Source organism: Streptomyces sp. ISL-36, from assembly GCF_018614205.1.
Taxonomy (GTDB): Bacteria; Actinomycetota; Actinomycetes; order Streptomycetales; family Streptomycetaceae; genus Streptomyces.
In genome coordinates this window covers 1-15,185 of the sequence record NZ_JAGGOS010000185.1, presented here as the reverse complement: position 1 = coordinate 15,185, position 15,185 = coordinate 1, and the positions used below count along the sequence as shown (strand labels likewise).

Here is a 15,185-nt window from a genome sequence, read left to right as displayed (position 1 = left end):
GCGTCGTGGCGGACGCGCCGGCCGTGCGGTGCGAGGTCGCCCGCCGACCGCTCCCGCCGCCCGCGGCGGCCTGCCCCGCCCGGGGTATGTTCGCGGCCGCCTCGACCACCGTCGACCGGATCGACTCCAGCTCCGAAGCGAGCTCCTCGACCGGCGGGAAGTGGTCGTCCCGCTCCAGCAGGACCCCCGGCGGGCGGACCCGGGAGGCCAGGTCCGCCAGGATGCCGAGGACCGGGCCGGGGACCGGATGGGCGTGGGTGTCGTGCCAGACACCGTCCCGTTCCAGGCCGCCCGCGACATGGACGTACGCGATCGACTCGACCGGGAGCTCGGACAGCGCCTTCGACGGGTCCTCGCCCCGGTTGACGTGGTTGGTGTGAAGGTTCGCGACATCGATCAGGAGCCGTACCCCCGTACGCTCCACCAGCTCCGCGAGGAACTGTCCCTCCGTCAGCTCCTCCCCCGGCCAGGCGATCAGGGCCGCGATGTTCTCCAGGGCCAGCGGCACCGGCAGCGCGTCCTGCGCGATCCGGACGTTCTCGCAGAGCACGTCGAGCGCGTCCCAGGTGCGCGGCACCGGCAGCAGGTGACCCGCCTCCAGGACCGGGGTCGCGGTGAGCGGACCCCCGGCCCGGACGAACGCGATGTGCTCCGTCACCAGCGGCGCCCCCAGCGCCGTCGCCGTGGCCGCGAGCTCCGCGAGCCGCCCCGCGTCCGGCCGGTCGGCGCCGCCGAGCCCCAGTGAGACGCCGTGCGGGACGACCGTGACACCGCGCGCCCGCAGTCGCGTCAGCGAGTCGGGGAGGTGTCCCGCGCAGATGTTCTCCGCGACGACCTCCACCCAGTCGACGCCGGGCAGCGTCTCCACCGCCTCCGCGATCTCCGGCCGCCAGCCGATGCCGATGCCGAGTTCCGTCATGTCCCCCTCCTTCAGTCCCTCACCTGATGGCCCCGCCGGATCCGTTCGAACCCAGTCGGGGGGACGTTCAGAGGTTGATTTGAGGTTCCTCTACCCGTGAGGCGTCACGATCCCCGCCTCCGGCGCCGGGCGCGAGGTGAACGACTGGTCCGTCCCCGACGGGCCGACCGGCGAGGGCACGGCGGGCGACGGAACCACCGGCGGGCCGGTCGGGGGCGCCGTCTTCCGGCCCGCCGCCTCGTTCGCCAGCGCGTCGAAGTCGACCATCCCGGTCGCCTCCAGCATGGTGATGTGGTCGAGCACCGTCTGGTTCGCGTCGCTCGCCAGCTGCCGTATAAGCGCGTTGCGGGTGGTGTGCCGGACCTCCGCGATGAGCGCGAACACCTTCCCGTGCGCGTTGCGCAGCAGGTTGGCGAACTTGCGCTCGTACTCCTCCCCGCGCGCCGCCGTCAGCTCCCGGAGCCAGCCCTGCTGCTGCTCGGTCGGCTGGTTGGGCAGCTCGACGCCGAGCTTCGCGGCCACGTCCCGCGCCCGCCGGTCCAGGTCGGTGTGGCCGACGACGAGATGGTCGCCGCATTCCACGACGGCCCGGCTGGGCGCGCGTTCGATGGCCTGCTGCCCGGCCGGGAGCTCCCACAGACCGGCCAGCCGTACCTTGACCAGCAGATCCCGGTCCGTCGCCGAGAGGGGTCCCCACTGGGTGGCCACGCTCGACGCGTTCAGGTTGGCCTGGCCCGTGCCGGAGCGGTCGGCGTAGGACCAGACGGGGAAGGCGAGTGCGCCGACCGTGGCGACCAGCGCCGCGATGATGAGTGCCGTCCCGTTGACGCGTAGCGACAAGATGTCTCCCGTACTGTCCCGTTACTGTCCGTGCTGTCGGTCGGTGTCACCGCAGACTGAACCGCCAAGCCGCCGGGTGTACAACCCACTTGGCGGTATCGGGGGATACGGATCGGGAAGGGGGAGCGTTCAGTCGCCGAGCGGTCCTTCGGGAGAAGTGAGTGAACCGAGTGCTCGGTGCCGACCGTTTCCGGCCGGTTGATCAAGGTGGAGACCGTGCCCACGGCCACCCCGGCAGTGCGAGCGACATCCTTGATACCCACGGGCCGGGCCATCGGGTGAAACCTCCAAAAGGTCAGGCGAGGTGGAACACTTCGGTGAGCGGTGTCATCGCCTCGTCGGACCGGCCGTCGAGCGACTCGAACAGCGGGGCCATCTCCGCCTGCCAGCGGGCGTTGACCTCGGTGGCCTCCATGGCGGCCTTGGCGGCCGTGAAGTCCTCCGTCTCCAGATAGCCGACCAGCAGTCCGTCCTCGCGGAGGAAGAGGGAGTAGTTGTGCCAGCCGGTGGCCGAGAGGGCGTCGAGCATCTCGGGCCAGACGGCGGTGTGGCGCTCGCGGTACTCGGCGAGCCGGTCCTGGCGGACCTTGAGCAGGAAGCAGACGCGCTGCATCGGTGAACCGCCTCGGATCAGAACTCGGATCAGAAGTCGAACTGGCCGATGTTCTTCTTGTCGAAGACGGTGGGCTTGCCGAGGCTGATGACGCCGTCCTTGCCGATGGTGTACGTGCCCATGGCGCCGGCCGTGAAGGTCTCGCCCTCCTTGCCGGTGATCTGGCCGGACTTCAGCGCGACGGCGGTGCGGGCGGCGAGTTCGCCGAGCTTGGCCGGGTCCCACAGCTCGAAGGCGTCGACGGTGCCGTTCTCGACGTAGCTGCGCATGTCGTTGGGGGTGCCGAGGCCGGTCAGCTTGACCTTGCCCTTGTACTTGGAACCGGAGAGGTACTGGGCGGCGGCCTTGATGCCGACGGTGGTGGGCGAGATGATCCCGGCGAGCCGCGGGTGCTCCTGGAGGAGGCCCTGGGTCTGCTGGAAGGACTGCTGGGCGTCGTCGTTGCCGTACGCGACCTCCACCAGCTTCATGTCCTTGTACTTGGGGTCCTTCAGCTCCTCCTTCATGAACTCGATCCAGGCGTTCTGGTTGGTCGCGGTCTGCGCGGCCGACAGGATCGCGATCTCGCCCTTGTAGCCGATCTGCTCGGCCAGGAGCTGGACCTGGGTGCGGCCGAGGTCTTCGGTGCTCGCCTGGGAGATGAAGGCGTTGCGGCAGTCGGGCTTGGTGTCGGAGTCGTAGGTGACGACCTTGATGTCGTTCTTCATCGCCTGCTTGAGGGCGGTGCACAGGGCGCCGGGGTCCTGGGCGGAGACGGCGATGGCGTCGACCTGCTGCTGGGTGAGGGTGTTGACGTAGGAGACCTGGCCGGAGGTGTCGGTGGCGCTGCTGGGGCCGGTCTCCTTGTAGGTGGAGCCGAGCTCCTTCACCGCCTTCTCGCCGCCCTTGTCGGCGGTCGTGAAGTAGGGGTTGTTGACCTGCTTGGGCAGGAAGGCGACCGTCAGACCCTTCTTGGTGGCGGCGTTCGGGTCGGCCTTGCCGGCGGAGACGTTGGAGCCGCCTTCGTTCTTGACGTCGTTCTTGCTGGTGCCGCCGCACGCCGTGGCGGCCAGGGTGAGGGTGGTGACGGTCGCGAGGACGGCGCAGGAGCGGCGGAGCGTGGTGGGACGCATGGCGGGGGGTTCCTTCCGGAAGCGTGCGGGGCGGGGCGGGGGCTGGGCGGCGAGGGCAGGGGTACGGGGCGGGTGCAGGGGGCTACGGGGCGGAGGCGGCCTTGCGGCCCGCCCGGGCCGTGGCGATCCGGCGGGCCACGCGCGGGCCGAGCACGGACAGGACCAGCAGGACGCCGGTGACGACGATCTGGGACTGGGCGGTGACGTCCAGCAGGCTCATCACGTTCTGCAGCGCACCGAGCAGGAACACGCCGGCGATCGCGCCGCCGAGGGTGCCCTTGCCGCCGTCGAAGTCGATGCCGCCGAGCAACACCGCGGCGACCACGGAGAGTTCGAGGCCGGTGGCGTTGTCGTACCGGGCGCTGGCGTAGTGCAGGGCCCAGAAGACGCCGGTGAGAGAGGCCATGAGGCCGGTGAGCGTGAACAGGACGAGCTTCTGCCGCTTGACGCGCATGCCCGCGAACCGCGCGGCCTCCTCACTCGCGCCGATCGCGAAGAGCGAGCGGCCGAACGGGGTGGCGTGCAGGGTGACCACCGCGACGGCGAGCAGGACGAGGAAGGGCAGGAGGGCGTACGGGACGAAGGTGTCGCCGATACGGCCGGCGGCGAAGTCGAGGTACGGCGTCGGGAAGTCGGTGACGGCGTCGGAACCGAGGACGATCTGCGCGATGCCGCGGTAGGCGGCGAGCGTGCCGATGGTGACGGCGAGCGACGGCAGGCCCAGCCTGGTGACGAGGAGGCCGTTGATCAGGCCGCACACCACGCCGAGGAGCAGACACAACGGGATGATGACCTCGATGGTCAGGCCCGCGTTCCACAGGGCGCCCATCACCGCGCCCGACAGTCCGGCGGTGGAGGCGACCGAGAGGTCGATCTCGCCGGCGATGACGAGCATCGTCATGGGCAGGGCGATCAGTGCGATCGGCAGCGTGTTGCCGATCAGGAACGACAGGTTGAGGCCGTTGCCGAAGCCGTCGACGAATCCGAAGGACAGCAGCAGAACGACGACGAGGAGGGCGCCGACGGCCCCGTCCCACCTCAAGGAGACGGACCGGCGGACGGCGCGCGTGAGCGGGGAGTCAGCCACGGCTGGCGTTCCTCTTCTTCAGGGCGGTCGCCATGCGCAGGGCGACGACGCGGTCGACGGCGATGGCCAGAATGAGCAGGACGCCGTTGATGGCGAGGACCCAGACCGAGCTGACACCGAGGGCGGGCAGGACGCTGTTGACGGAGGTCAGCAGCAGGGCGCCGAGGGCGGCGCCGTAGACGCTGCCGGAGCCGCCGGTGAAGACGACGCCGCCGACCACGACCGCGCTGACGACGGTGAGCTCGTAGCCGCTGCCGGTGGCGGAGTCCACGTTTCCGAACCGGGCGAGGTACAGGGCCCCGGCGAGACCCGCCAGTGCCCCGCAGACGGTGTAGGCGATCAGGATCCGCTTGCGCAGCGGGATCCCGGCGAGGCGGGCGGCCTCGGGGTTGGAACCGATCGCGTACAGCTCCCGGCCGCCCCCGTAGTGCTTGAGGTAGTACGCCGTCGCCACGAGCACGGCGAGGGCGATCAGCGCCAGGTGGGGAACGGCGGAGATCCCGCCGGAGCCGAAGTCCACGAACCCCTCGGGCAGGTCGGCGGCGGTGATCTGCCGGGAACCCACCCAGATCGAGTCGATGCCGCGGATGACGTAGAGGGTGCCGAGCGTCACGACGAGCGCCGGGACCTGGCCGAGGCTGACCAGCAGGCCGTTGATCAGGCCGAAGCCGATGCCGAGAAGCACCGCCAGCGTGACGGCGACGACGCTGTCCCCGCCGCCCTGAAGGTACGTACCGGCGGCGAAGGCGCTGATGCCCATGGTCGATCCGACCGACAGGTCCACATTGCGGGTGATCACCACGAGGGACTGGCCGGTGGCGACGAGGACCAGGATGGTGGCGTTCAGCAGCAGGTCCTTGATGCCCTGCTCGGAGAGGAACTCGCTGTTGCCGGCCTGGGTGACCGCGATCATCACCAGGAAGACGACCAGGATGGCGAGCTCCCGCATCCTGAAGAGGCGGTCGGCCAGCCGGGCGCCGCTCCGCTTGATGTCCTCGGTGGCGGGGGCCGGAGGTGGTGCGGTCACCGTCATGCGGCGGCCCTCCCGGTGGCGGCGGCCATCACGGACTCCTCGGTGGCTTCGGAGCGCGGTATCTCGGCGGTGAGCCGGCCCTCGTGCATCACCAGCACGCGGTCGGCCATGCCGAGGATCTCGGGCAGGTCGGAAGAGATCATCAGGACAGCCACCCCGTCGGCGGCGAGCTGCGAGAGCAGCCGGTGCACCTCCGCCTTGGTACCGACGTCGATCCCGCGGGTCGGCTCGTCGACGATCAGCACCTTCGGGCCGGTGGCCAGCCACTTGGCCAGCACCACCTTCTGCTGGTTACCGCCCGACAGGGTGGAGACGGCGTCGGCGATGCGCGCGTACTTCACCTGCAGCCTGACCGCCCAGTCCAGCGAGCGGCTGCGCTCGGCGCCCCGGTCCATCAGGCCGGCCCTGACGGTCGTACGCAGGCCCGTGAGCCCGATGTTGCGCTCGATGGACATGTCCATCACCAGGCCCTGGGCGCGCCGGTCCTCGGGAACGAGGGCGAGGCCCGCGGCCATGGCGGCGGAGGGTGCTCCGTTGGTCAGCTTCCGTCCGTCGACCGCGACCTCGCCGGCGTCCCACCGGTCGACGCCGAAGACCGCCCTGGCCACCTCCGTGCGTCCGGCGCCGACGAGCCCGGCCAGACCGACGATCTCACCGCACCGCACCTCGAAGGAGACATCGGTGAAGACGCCCTCCCGGGTCAGCCGCCGCACGCTCAGCGCGACCTCGCCGGGCTCGACGGCCTGCTTGGGGTAGAGCTCGTCGAGGTCACGGCCGACCATCCGGCGGACCAGGTCGTCCTCGGTCATGCCGTCGAGCGGCTCGCTCGCGATCCAGGCACCGTCGCGCAGCGTGGTGACCCGCCCGCAGATCGCGAAGATCTCCTCGAGGCGGTGCGAGATGAACAGGACCGCCGCGCCCTGTTCGCGCAGGGTGCGGACCACGCCGAAGAGCCGGGCGACCTCGCTGCCGGTCAGGGCGGCGGTCGGCTCGTCCATGATGAGGACGCGGGCGTCGAAGGAGAGCGCCTTCGCGATCTCCACGATCTGCTGATCGGCGATGGACAGGCCGCGGGCCGGGCGGTCGGGGTCGAGGTCGACACCGAGCCGCCTCATCAGCTCCGCCGTCGCGGCGTGCGTCGCCCTGTGGTCGATCCGGCCCAGCGTGCGGCGCGGTCGGCGCCCCATGAAGATGTTCTCGGCGATCGACAGGTCGGGGAAGAGCGTGGGTTCCTGGTAGATCACGGCGATGCCCGCGTCCCGGGCGTCGGCGGGACCGTGGAAGACCACGGGCTCACCGTCGAGCAGCACCTGGCCGTCGTCCGGCCGGTGCACCCCGGCGAGCGTCTTGATCAGTGTGGACTTGCCGGCGCCGTTCTCGCCGGCGAGGGCGTGCACTTCGCCGGGGAACAGTTCGAGTGACGCGCCGCGCAGGGCGCGCACGGCACCGAAGGACTTCGACACATCCTTCAGGGCGAGTACGGGAGTCGGCCCGGTATCGGTCCGGTGGGTCATCGGGACTCCTCAACGACGCGGGCGAGCGCCACAGCCTGTCGTGAAAGGTTTCAAGTGCGTTGCCCGGAGGCTAGGTGTGTCGTCGGTGTTACGTCAACGGTTTCCAGCCGAGAAGTTCCGGCCATCGAGGCTGACCGCCAATTGTTGTGAGAGCGGGAGGTCGGATGTATTGACAGCCCTGAAGGGCTCGCATACGTTCACGGCTCTGAAACGATTCACATCACCCGCGGGCCCTGCTGCCCGTGCGGTTCCTCACTTCGTAGGAGTCCCGACGTGACCGACCTCGCCGTCGTGAAGGCCGCCCTCAAGTCCCAGGCCATCGAGACCCCCTCGTGGGCCTACGGGAACTCGGGCACCCGTTTCAAAGTCTTCGCGCAGGAGGGCGTGCCCCGAACCCCGCAGGAGAAGCTGGACGACGCGGCCAAGGTGCACGAGTTCACCGGCGTCGCGCCGACCGTGGCCCTGCACATCCCGTGGGACGAGGTCGACGACTACGGCGCACTCGCCGCGTACGCGGAGGAACGCGGCATCCGGCTCGGCGCGATCAACTCCAACGTCTTCCAGGATGACGACTACAAGCTCGGCAGCGTCTGCCACCCCGACCCGGCCGTGCGCCGCAAGGCCCTCGGGCACCTGCTGGAGTGCGTCGACATCATGGACGCGACGGGTTCGAAGGACCTGAAGCTGTGGTTCTCCGACGGCACCAACTACCCCGGCCAGGACGACATCCGCGAGCGGCAGGACCGTCTCGCCGAGGCGCTGGCGGCGGTCTACGAGCGACTCGGCGACGACCAGCGGATGGTCCTCGAGTACAAGTTCTTCGAGCCGGCCTTCTACACCACCGACGTCCCGGACTGGGGCACCTCCTACGCGCACTGCCTCAAGCTCGGCGAGAAGGCACAGGTCTGCGTGGACACCGGCCACCACGCGCCGGGTACGAACATCGAGTTCATCGTGGCGTTCCTGCTGCGCGAGCAGAAGCTCGGCGCCTTCGACTTCAACTCCCGCTTCTACGCCGACGACGACCTGATGGTGGGCGCCGCCGACCCCTTCCAGCTGTTCCGGATCATGTACGAGGTGCGGCGCGGCGGCGGCCTGGATCCCCGGGCCGGCATCGCGTTCATGCTCGACCAGTGCCACAACGTCGAGGCGAAGATCCCGGCCATCATCCGCTCGGTGATGAACGTCCAGGAGGCCACCGCCAAGGCGCTCCTCGTCGACCGCGAAGCGCTCGCCGCGGCGCAGCGCGCCGGTGACGTCCTGGAGGCGAACGCCGTGCTGATGGACGCCTACAACACCGACGTCCGCCCCCTGCTGCGCGAGGTCCGCGAGGAGCTCGGCCTGGACGCCGACCCGATGGCCGCCTACCGCCGCTCGGGCTGGGCGGAGCAGGTCGTCAAGGAGCGTGTGGGGGGCCTGCAGGCGGGCTGGGGCGCCTGAGCCCGCCCGCCGTCCCCCGTCTCGTACACGCACCCGCTCTCCCCTTCTCACCGGCAAAGGACTTGTCTCATGGATTCCGCACTCCACCCCGAGGCCGCGGCGCTGCTGGCCCGTTCGCGCCGGCTCGGCGCCGATCCGCGCAACACCAACTACGCGGGCGGCAACACCTCGGCGAAGGGCACCGCGACCGACCCGGTGACCGGTACCGGCGTCGAGCTGATGTGGGTCAAGGGGTCCGGCGGTGATCTCGGCACGCTGACCGGGGACGGGCTGGCCGTGCTGCGCCTGGACCGACTGCGGGCGCTCGTCGACGTGTACCCCGGGGTGGAGCGCGAGGACGAGATGGCCGCCGCCTTCGACTACTGCCTGCACGGCAAGGGCGGCGCCGCGCCGTCCATCGACACCGCCATGCACGGCCTGGTCGACGCCGCCCACGTCGACCACCTCCACCCCGACTCCGGCATCGCGCTCGCCTGCGCCGCAGACGGCGAGAAGCTGACCGCCGAGTGCTTCGGCGACACCGTGGTCTGGGTGCCCTGGCGGCGCCCCGGCTTCCAGCTCGGTCTCGACATCGCCGCCGTCAGGGCCGCCCACCCGCAGGCCATCGGCTGCGTCCTCGGCGGCCACGGCATCACCGCGTGGGGCGACACCGCCGAGGAGGCCGAGCGCCACTCGCTGCACATCATCCGTACCGCCGAGGCCTTCCTCGCCGAACAGGGCAAGGCCGAGCCCTTCGGCCCGGTGATCGAGGGATACGAGCCGCTCCCCGAGGCGGAGCGCCGTGAGCGGGCCGCCGCCCTCGCCCCGCACGTCCGGGCCATCGCCTCCCAGGACCGGCCGCACGTCGGCCACTTCGACGACTCCGACGTCGTCCTCGACTTCGTCTCCCGCACCGAGCACCCGCGCCTGGCCGCGCTCGGCACCTCCTGCCCCGACCACTTCCTGCGCACCAAGGTCCGGCCGCTGGTCCTCGACGTCCCCCCGACCGCGCCGCTGGAGGAGGCCGTCGCCCGCCTGAAGGAGCTGCACGCCGCATACCGCGAGGAATACGCCGCCTACTACCGGCGGCACGCCCAGCCCGACTCGCCCGCCATGCGGGGTGCGGACCCGGCGATCGTCCTCGTGCCGGGCGTGGGCATGTTCTCGTACGGCAGGGACAAGCAGACGGCCCGGGTCGCCGGCGAGTTCTACCTCAACGCGATCAACGTGATGCGGGGCGCCGAGGCGGTCTCCACGTACGCGCCGATCGAGGAGTCGGAGAAGTTCCGCATCGAATACTGGGCGCTGGAGGAGGCCAAGCTCCGGCGGATGCCGAAGCCCAAGCCGCTCGCCACCAGGGTCGCCCTGGTCACCGGCGCGGGCAGCGGCATCGGCAGGGCGATCGCCCACCGGCTCGTCGCGGAGGGCGCGTGTGTCGTCGTCGCCGATCTGAACGCCGAGAACGCCGCGGCGGTGGCGGAGGAACTCGGCGGCCCCACGGCGACACGCAACGACGTGGCCGTCGCCGTGACCGCGGACGTGACGTCCGAGGAGCAGATCGCCGAGGCCTTCAGGGCGGCCGCGCTCGCGTTCGGCGGGGTCGACCTGGTCGTCAACAACGCGGGCATCTCCCTCTCCAAGCCGCTCCTGGAGACCACAGCGAAGGACTGGGACCTCCAGCACGACATCATGGCCCGCGGCTCCTTCCTCGTGTCCCGCGAGGCCGCCCGCCTGATGATCGCGCAGGGCCTCGGTGGCGACATCGTCTACATCACGTCCAAGAACGCCGTCTTCGCCGGCCCGAACAACATCGCCTACTCGGCCACCAAGGCGGACCAGGCCCACCAGGTCCGCCTTCTCGCCGCCGAGCTCGGCGAGCACGGCATCCGTGTCAACGGCGTCAACCCCGACGGTGTGGTCCGCGGCTCCGGCATCTTCGCCGCCGGCTGGGGCGCCCAGCGCGCGGCCACCTACGGCATCGAGGAGGACAAGCTCGGCGAGTTCTACGCCCAGCGCACCCTCCTGAAGCGGGAGGTGCTGCCCGAACACGTCGCCAACGCCGTCTTCGCGCTCACCGGCGGCGACCTCACCCACACCACCGGCCTGCACATCCCCGTCGACGCCGGCGTCGCCGCCGCCTTCCTGCGCTGACCCGCCCCGGCTCCCCCTCCTTCCCCCTCCTTCCGCCTCCTGAACACGGGGTGGCGGTCGCCCGCCAGGGCTCCGTCGCCCCCTTCCCGACCCCTTTCGCGAGGACACCCGTGCCACCCACCGCCGACCTTCCCTTCGTCGCAGTCGACCTCGGCGCCTCAAGCGGCCGCGTGATGACCGCCCGAGTGGGGCCCGAGACACTGACTCTCAAGGAGGTCCACCGCTTCGCCAACCGGCCGGTCCGGGCCGGCGGTTCGCTGCGCTGGGACATCCTGGCGCTGTACGCGGGTGTGCTCGACGGACTGCGTGCCGCCGGCCCCGTATCCTCCGTCGGCATCGACAGCTGGGCCGTCGACTACGGTCTCCTCGACGCGAACGGGGCTCTGCTCGGCAACCCCGTGCACTACCGCGACCCCCGTACGGAAGGGGTGCCCGAGCAGGTGTGGGCGACGGTACCCGCGGCGGAGCTCTACGCCACGACCGGACTCCAGCACGCCCCCTTCAACACCCTGTACCAGCTGATCTCCGCACGCGACACCGCCCAGCTGCGCGCGGCCCGGCGCCTGCTCCTCATCCCCGACCTGCTCACGTACTGGCTGACCGGAGAACAGGGCACCGAACTGACCAACGCCTCCACCACCCAGCTCATCGACCCGCGCACCGGCGACTGGGCCTACGGGCTCGCCGAGCGGCTGGGTGTCGACCTCGGTCTGTTCCCGCCGCTGCGCCGCCCCGGCGACCCGGCCGGCGTGCTGCTGCCGCACGTACTGGAGGAGACGGGACTGAGCGGACCGGTGCCGGTGACCGCCGTCGGCTCGCACGACACCGCGTCCGCGGTGGCGGCCGTACCCGCGAGCACACCCCACTTCGCGTACATCTGCACCGGCACATGGTCGCTCGCCGGCCTCGAACTCGACGCCCCCGTGCTGACCGAGGAGAGTCGGGCGGCGAACTTCACCAACGAGCTGGGCCTCGACGGCACGGTCCGCTACCTGCGCAACATCATGGGGCTCTGGCTGCTGCAGGAGTGCATGCGGGAGTGGGGCGGGCCCGATCTCGACGGGCTGCTCGCACAGGCAGCCCACGCCGAGTCCCTGCGTTCGGTGGTCGACGCGGGCGACGCCGCGTTCCTCGGCCCCGGCCGGATGCCCGAGCGCATCGCCGAAGCCTGCCGCGCGGGCGGCCAGCCGGTTCCGCGTACGCCTGCCGAGACGACCCGCTGCATCCTGGACTCCCTCGCTCTCGCCCACCGCCGTGCCGTCGCGGAGGCGGCGCACCTGGCCGACCGGACGGTCGACGTGGTGCACATCGTCGGCGGCGGGGCCCGCAACGAGCTGCTGTGCCGGCTCACCGCGGACGCCTGCGGTCTGCCGGTCGTGGCCGGGCCCGCGGAGGCCGCGGCGCTCGGCAACGTCCTCGTGCAGGCCCGCGCGCACGGGCGCGTCGGCGACCGGGCCGCCATGCGCGGGCTCCTCGCCCGCACGCAGCCGCTGATCCGCTACGAACCCCGGGGCGACGCGGCCGCCTGGCGGGCGGCCGAGGAGCGGATCACCGCCTCATGACGTGCCGAACGACGGACCGGCCCACGGACCGAACGCCGCACCGAACGACGGACCGGCCCACGGACCCCAAGAAGCCGGGATGCGTGTCGCACTCTTCCTGACCTGCGTCAACGACGCGCTCTCCCCTGACACGGGCCGCGCGGTGGTGAAACTCACCTGGATCTCGGGGCCGTCCGCCGCCAGTGGCATCGAGCTGAACCGCGTCGAGGGGGTGCACGGTCCGCGCACTCTGGAGGTGGTGCTTGTGAGCCCCTGAACCCCTGAGCCCGTTCGCCGAGTTCGCCGAGTTCGCCGAGCTCAGCGCGGGAACCGGTTGAAGGCCTCCCCGTCCACGAACCCCTCGGCCACGACGGTCTTCCCGGGGGCGATCTCCGTGAACCCGGCGTCCCGCACCACCGGCAGCCCGCTCGTGGCCAGTTCGGCCCAGCGCTCCGCCGGCGCCGTCCGCACGGCCAGCGGGAAGCCGGCCTCCCGCCACGCCTTGCGGTCCGTATCCGACATCTCCCACCACAGCAGCTGCGCCCCGTGGCCGGCCTGCGCCATCGTCTTGCCCGCCGTCATGTCCAGCTCCGGGTTGAGCCAGAGCAGCGCGGCCCCGGCCGGCGGCTCGCCCGGCTCGACCGGGTCCTCCAGGTCGGTGCCCGACACCTGCAGCCTGGCCAGGTCCTTGGGCCAGCCGTCCAACGGGACCGGCGGGAACACCCGTATCTCCGCGGCCCTGCCGGTCACGGTGATCCCCGGCAGCGCCGACGCGCGGCGCCACTCCGCGCCGCGCGCCCGGCGCACCACCTTGCGGATCCGGGCGTCCTGCCAGTCCGTCATGGCCTGGGCCCACTCCCCGTCGCCCTGGGACCGCTCGTCGGCGAGGATCTCCAGCACCGCGCGGGCCGCGGTCTCCAGCGCGTCGGTACGGGCCGGGGGTTCGGCCCGCTCGATCCGTACGACGAGGGGCAGGACGAACTGGGGCTTCAGGTCACGGGTGTCGGTCTCGTTGCTGCTCACCCGGCAAGTCTGCCACCGTCGCCACCGGCGATTCTTGTGGGAATGAGAGATTCCGGGACAGGATGCCTGTCATGAAGAGCGATCTTTTCGGCACGGAGCACCTCGCGGAGACCGCGACCTCTCCGGGCATGAGCCTGCAGAACGCCAAGTCCGTCAAGTACGCCGTCAACGGCGAGATGCACGCTCGCCAGGGCTCGATGATCGCCTTCCGCGGTGATCTCCAGTTCGAGCGCAAGGGCCAGGGCATCGGCGGCATGCTCAAGCGCGCCGTCACGGGCGAGGGCATGGCGCTGATGGCCGTCCGCGGCCAGGGCGAGGCGTGGTTCGCGCACGAGGCGCAGAACTGTTTCATCGTCGAGATCGAGCAGGGCGACGCGCTCACCGTGAACGGCCGCAACGTCCTGTGCTTCGATCCCACCCTCTCGTACGAGATCAGGACGGTGAAGGGCGCCGGGATGACCGGCGGCGGTCTCTTCAACAGCGTGTTCACCGGATACGGGAAGCTCGCCCTGATCTGCGAGGGCAGCCCCATCGTCATTCCCGTCACCCCACAGGCGGCGGTCTGCGTCGACACCGACGCCGTCGTCGGCTGGAGCGAGCAGCTGCAGACCTCCCTGCACCGCTCGCAGTCCTTCGGCTCGATGGTGCGCGGGGGTTCCGGCGAGGCGGTCCAGCTGAGGCTGGACGGCCAGGGCTTCGTCATCGTCCGGCCGAGCGAGGCCACTGCGCAGAAGGCGTCCGCCCACTGAGGCCCGCATGCGACTCGAAGGCGTCGGCCGGCTGAGGCCGGCGTGAGACTCGAGAACGTCGGCCGGCGTTACGGCCTGCGCGGACCGTGGGTGCTGCGCGAGGTGGGACTCGCCCTGCCCGCCGGCACCCTCGTGCGGATCACCGGCACCAACGGCACCGGCAAGTCGACCCTCCTGCGGCTGATCGCGGGCATCGACGCGCCGACACGGGGCCGGATCACGGGCCGGCCCGCGCGCACGACGTACGTCCCCGAGCGCTTCCCCGCCGCCCTGCCGTTCACCGCCGGCGGCTATCTCGTGCACCTCGGCCGCATCCAGGGGCTCGGCGGGGCCGAGGCGGCGGCGAGGGCGGGGGAGTGGCTGGAGCGCTTCGGCGCGGCCGCGTTCGCGGACACCCCGCTCGCCGAACTGTCCAAGGGCAGCAGCCAGAAGGTCGCCGTCGCCCAGGCGCTGATGGCGGACCCGCCGCTGCTCGTCCTCGACGAGGCCTGGACCGGCCTGGACACGGACGCGCGAGGCGAACTGGACCGCGCGGTCCGTGACCGGGTCGGGGCGGGCGGGACGGTCGTCTTCGTCGACCACGATCCGCGGCGCCTCGCGGGGGAGGCGGACGCGGTGTTCACGGTGGCGGCGGGGCGGGTACGGCCCGGGTCCCCGGAGCGGACGACGGCCCGGGAGGACGTGGCCCCAGAGGACGTGGCACGGGTACGGATCGTGGCCTCCGGCGGGCCCGCGCTCCCCGGCGGGATCCCGGGCTCGCCCGCCTACGAGGAGGGCGACGCCCTGACCGTCACCGCCACCGTCGACGCCGACCACTCCGACACCCTGCTGCGGGCGCTGCTCGACGCGGGCTGGCACATCGACCACCTGAGCACCGAGGGCGTACGGGTATGACGGGGAAACGGGGACAACGGGTATGACGCCTCCAGCGGGGATGACGGCGTTGCTCCGCTACCAGACCGCCCTGCTCCTGCGCTCCCAGCGCTGGCTCGCGCCCTTCCTCCTGTACGCGGCCTTCGTCGGAGTCGGCATCACCGCGGGCGAACCGGTGCTCGGCGCCCTCGGCTACGCGGTCGCCGGCCTCGTCCCGGTGACCGCCTGGGCGGTCCGCATCTGCCTCGGCCAGGAACCTCCCGCCGCCCGCGCCGTCGTCGCCGCGGCGGCCGGCCGCGCCCGCGCCCACC

The 15,185-nt window shown here is 71.5% G+C and carries 13 protein-coding genes and 3 pseudogenes; 7 read left to right on the top strand and 9 right to left on the bottom strand.

Annotated elements, in window-relative coordinates; translation table 11 throughout:
- The 8 genes and pseudogenes from J7E93_RS34840 to J7E93_RS34805 all read right to left on the bottom strand — a co-directional run.
- Positions 1-919, bottom strand: a 919-nt coding sequence (locus tag J7E93_RS34840) for a DUF692 domain-containing protein (protein ID WP_251067523.1), incomplete at its 3' end; no start/stop codon positions are given.
- 90 nt (positions 920-1,009) lie between these two features.
- Entirely contained in the window at positions 1,010-1,759 is a 750-nt protein-coding gene (locus J7E93_RS34835; RefSeq protein WP_215074042.1) for a DUF4142 domain-containing protein, read from the bottom strand.
- A gap of 122 nt (positions 1,760-1,881) precedes the next feature.
- Positions 1,882-2,034 (bottom strand): annotated as a pseudogene (locus tag J7E93_RS34830) (LacI family DNA-binding transcriptional regulator); the annotation flags it as partial.
- Between the two features lie 20 nt (positions 2,035-2,054).
- The gene (locus J7E93_RS34825) at positions 2,055-2,372 is read right to left on the bottom strand and encodes an L-rhamnose mutarotase (RefSeq protein WP_215074041.1); all 318 of its coding nucleotides are present in this window, start codon (positions 2,370-2,372) and stop codon (positions 2,055-2,057) included.
- A gap of 29 nt (positions 2,373-2,401) precedes the next feature.
- On the bottom strand, positions 2,402-3,484 hold the full coding sequence (rhaS, locus tag J7E93_RS34820; protein WP_215074040.1) for a rhamnose ABC transporter substrate-binding protein: 1,083 nt from the start codon (positions 3,482-3,484) through the stop codon (positions 2,402-2,404).
- Positions 3,485-3,566: 82 nt separating this feature from the next.
- Positions 3,567-4,571: an ABC transporter permease gene (locus J7E93_RS34815; RefSeq protein ID WP_215074039.1), complete on the bottom strand. Its 1,005-nt coding sequence runs from the start codon at positions 4,569-4,571 to the stop codon at positions 3,567-3,569.
- Positions 4,564-5,604, bottom strand: coding sequence for an ABC transporter permease (locus tag J7E93_RS34810; RefSeq protein ID WP_215074038.1), 1,041 nt, complete (start codon positions 5,602-5,604; stop codon positions 4,564-4,566). The genes J7E93_RS34815 and J7E93_RS34810 overlap by 8 nt, the downstream gene beginning before the upstream one ends.
- Positions 5,601-7,118: a sugar ABC transporter ATP-binding protein gene (locus J7E93_RS34805; RefSeq protein WP_215074037.1), complete on the bottom strand. Its 1,518-nt coding sequence runs from the start codon at positions 7,116-7,118 to the stop codon at positions 5,601-5,603. The genes J7E93_RS34810 and J7E93_RS34805 overlap by 4 nt, the downstream gene beginning before the upstream one ends.
- Before the next feature lie 273 nt (positions 7,119-7,391).
- On the opposite strand from J7E93_RS34805, the gene rhaI reads away from it, so the two are divergent.
- The 4 genes and pseudogenes from rhaI to J7E93_RS34785 form a co-directional block, all read left to right on the top strand.
- On the top strand, positions 7,392-8,558 hold the full coding sequence (rhaI, locus tag J7E93_RS34800) for an L-rhamnose isomerase (RefSeq protein WP_215074036.1): 1,167 nt from the start codon (positions 7,392-7,394) through the stop codon (positions 8,556-8,558).
- A gap of 69 nt (positions 8,559-8,627) precedes the next feature.
- On the top strand, positions 8,628-10,688 hold the full coding sequence (locus tag J7E93_RS34795; RefSeq protein ID WP_215074035.1) for a bifunctional aldolase/short-chain dehydrogenase: 2,061 nt from the start codon (positions 8,628-8,630) through the stop codon (positions 10,686-10,688).
- Between the two features lie 173 nt (positions 10,689-10,861).
- Positions 10,862-12,250, top strand: coding sequence for a rhamnulokinase family protein (locus tag J7E93_RS34790; RefSeq protein WP_215074043.1), 1,389 nt, complete (start codon positions 10,862-10,864; stop codon positions 12,248-12,250).
- 151 nt (positions 12,251-12,401) lie between these two features.
- A pseudogene (locus tag J7E93_RS34785) lies at positions 12,402-12,506 on the top strand (LUD domain-containing protein); the annotation flags it as partial.
- A 41-nt stretch (positions 12,507-12,547) separates the two neighbouring features.
- On the opposite strand, the gene J7E93_RS34780 reads toward J7E93_RS34785, so the two are convergent.
- Positions 12,548-13,252, bottom strand: a complete 705-nt coding sequence (locus tag J7E93_RS34780; RefSeq protein WP_215074034.1) for a peptidyl-tRNA hydrolase — start codon at positions 13,250-13,252, stop codon at positions 12,548-12,550.
- A gap of 71 nt (positions 13,253-13,323) precedes the next feature.
- Between J7E93_RS34780 and J7E93_RS34775 the strand changes: the two genes are divergently transcribed.
- From J7E93_RS34775 to J7E93_RS34765, 3 genes and pseudogenes are all read left to right on the top strand, one after another.
- Positions 13,324-14,001, top strand: coding sequence for an AIM24 family protein (locus J7E93_RS34775; RefSeq protein WP_215074033.1), 678 nt, complete (start codon positions 13,324-13,326; stop codon positions 13,999-14,001).
- 42 nt (positions 14,002-14,043) lie between these two features.
- Entirely contained in the window at positions 14,044-14,895 is an 852-nt protein-coding gene (locus J7E93_RS34770) for an ATP-binding cassette domain-containing protein (protein WP_215074032.1), read from the top strand.
- Positions 14,896-14,935: 40 nt separating this feature from the next.
- A pseudogene (locus J7E93_RS34765) lies at positions 14,936-15,185 on the top strand (ABC transporter); the annotation flags it as partial.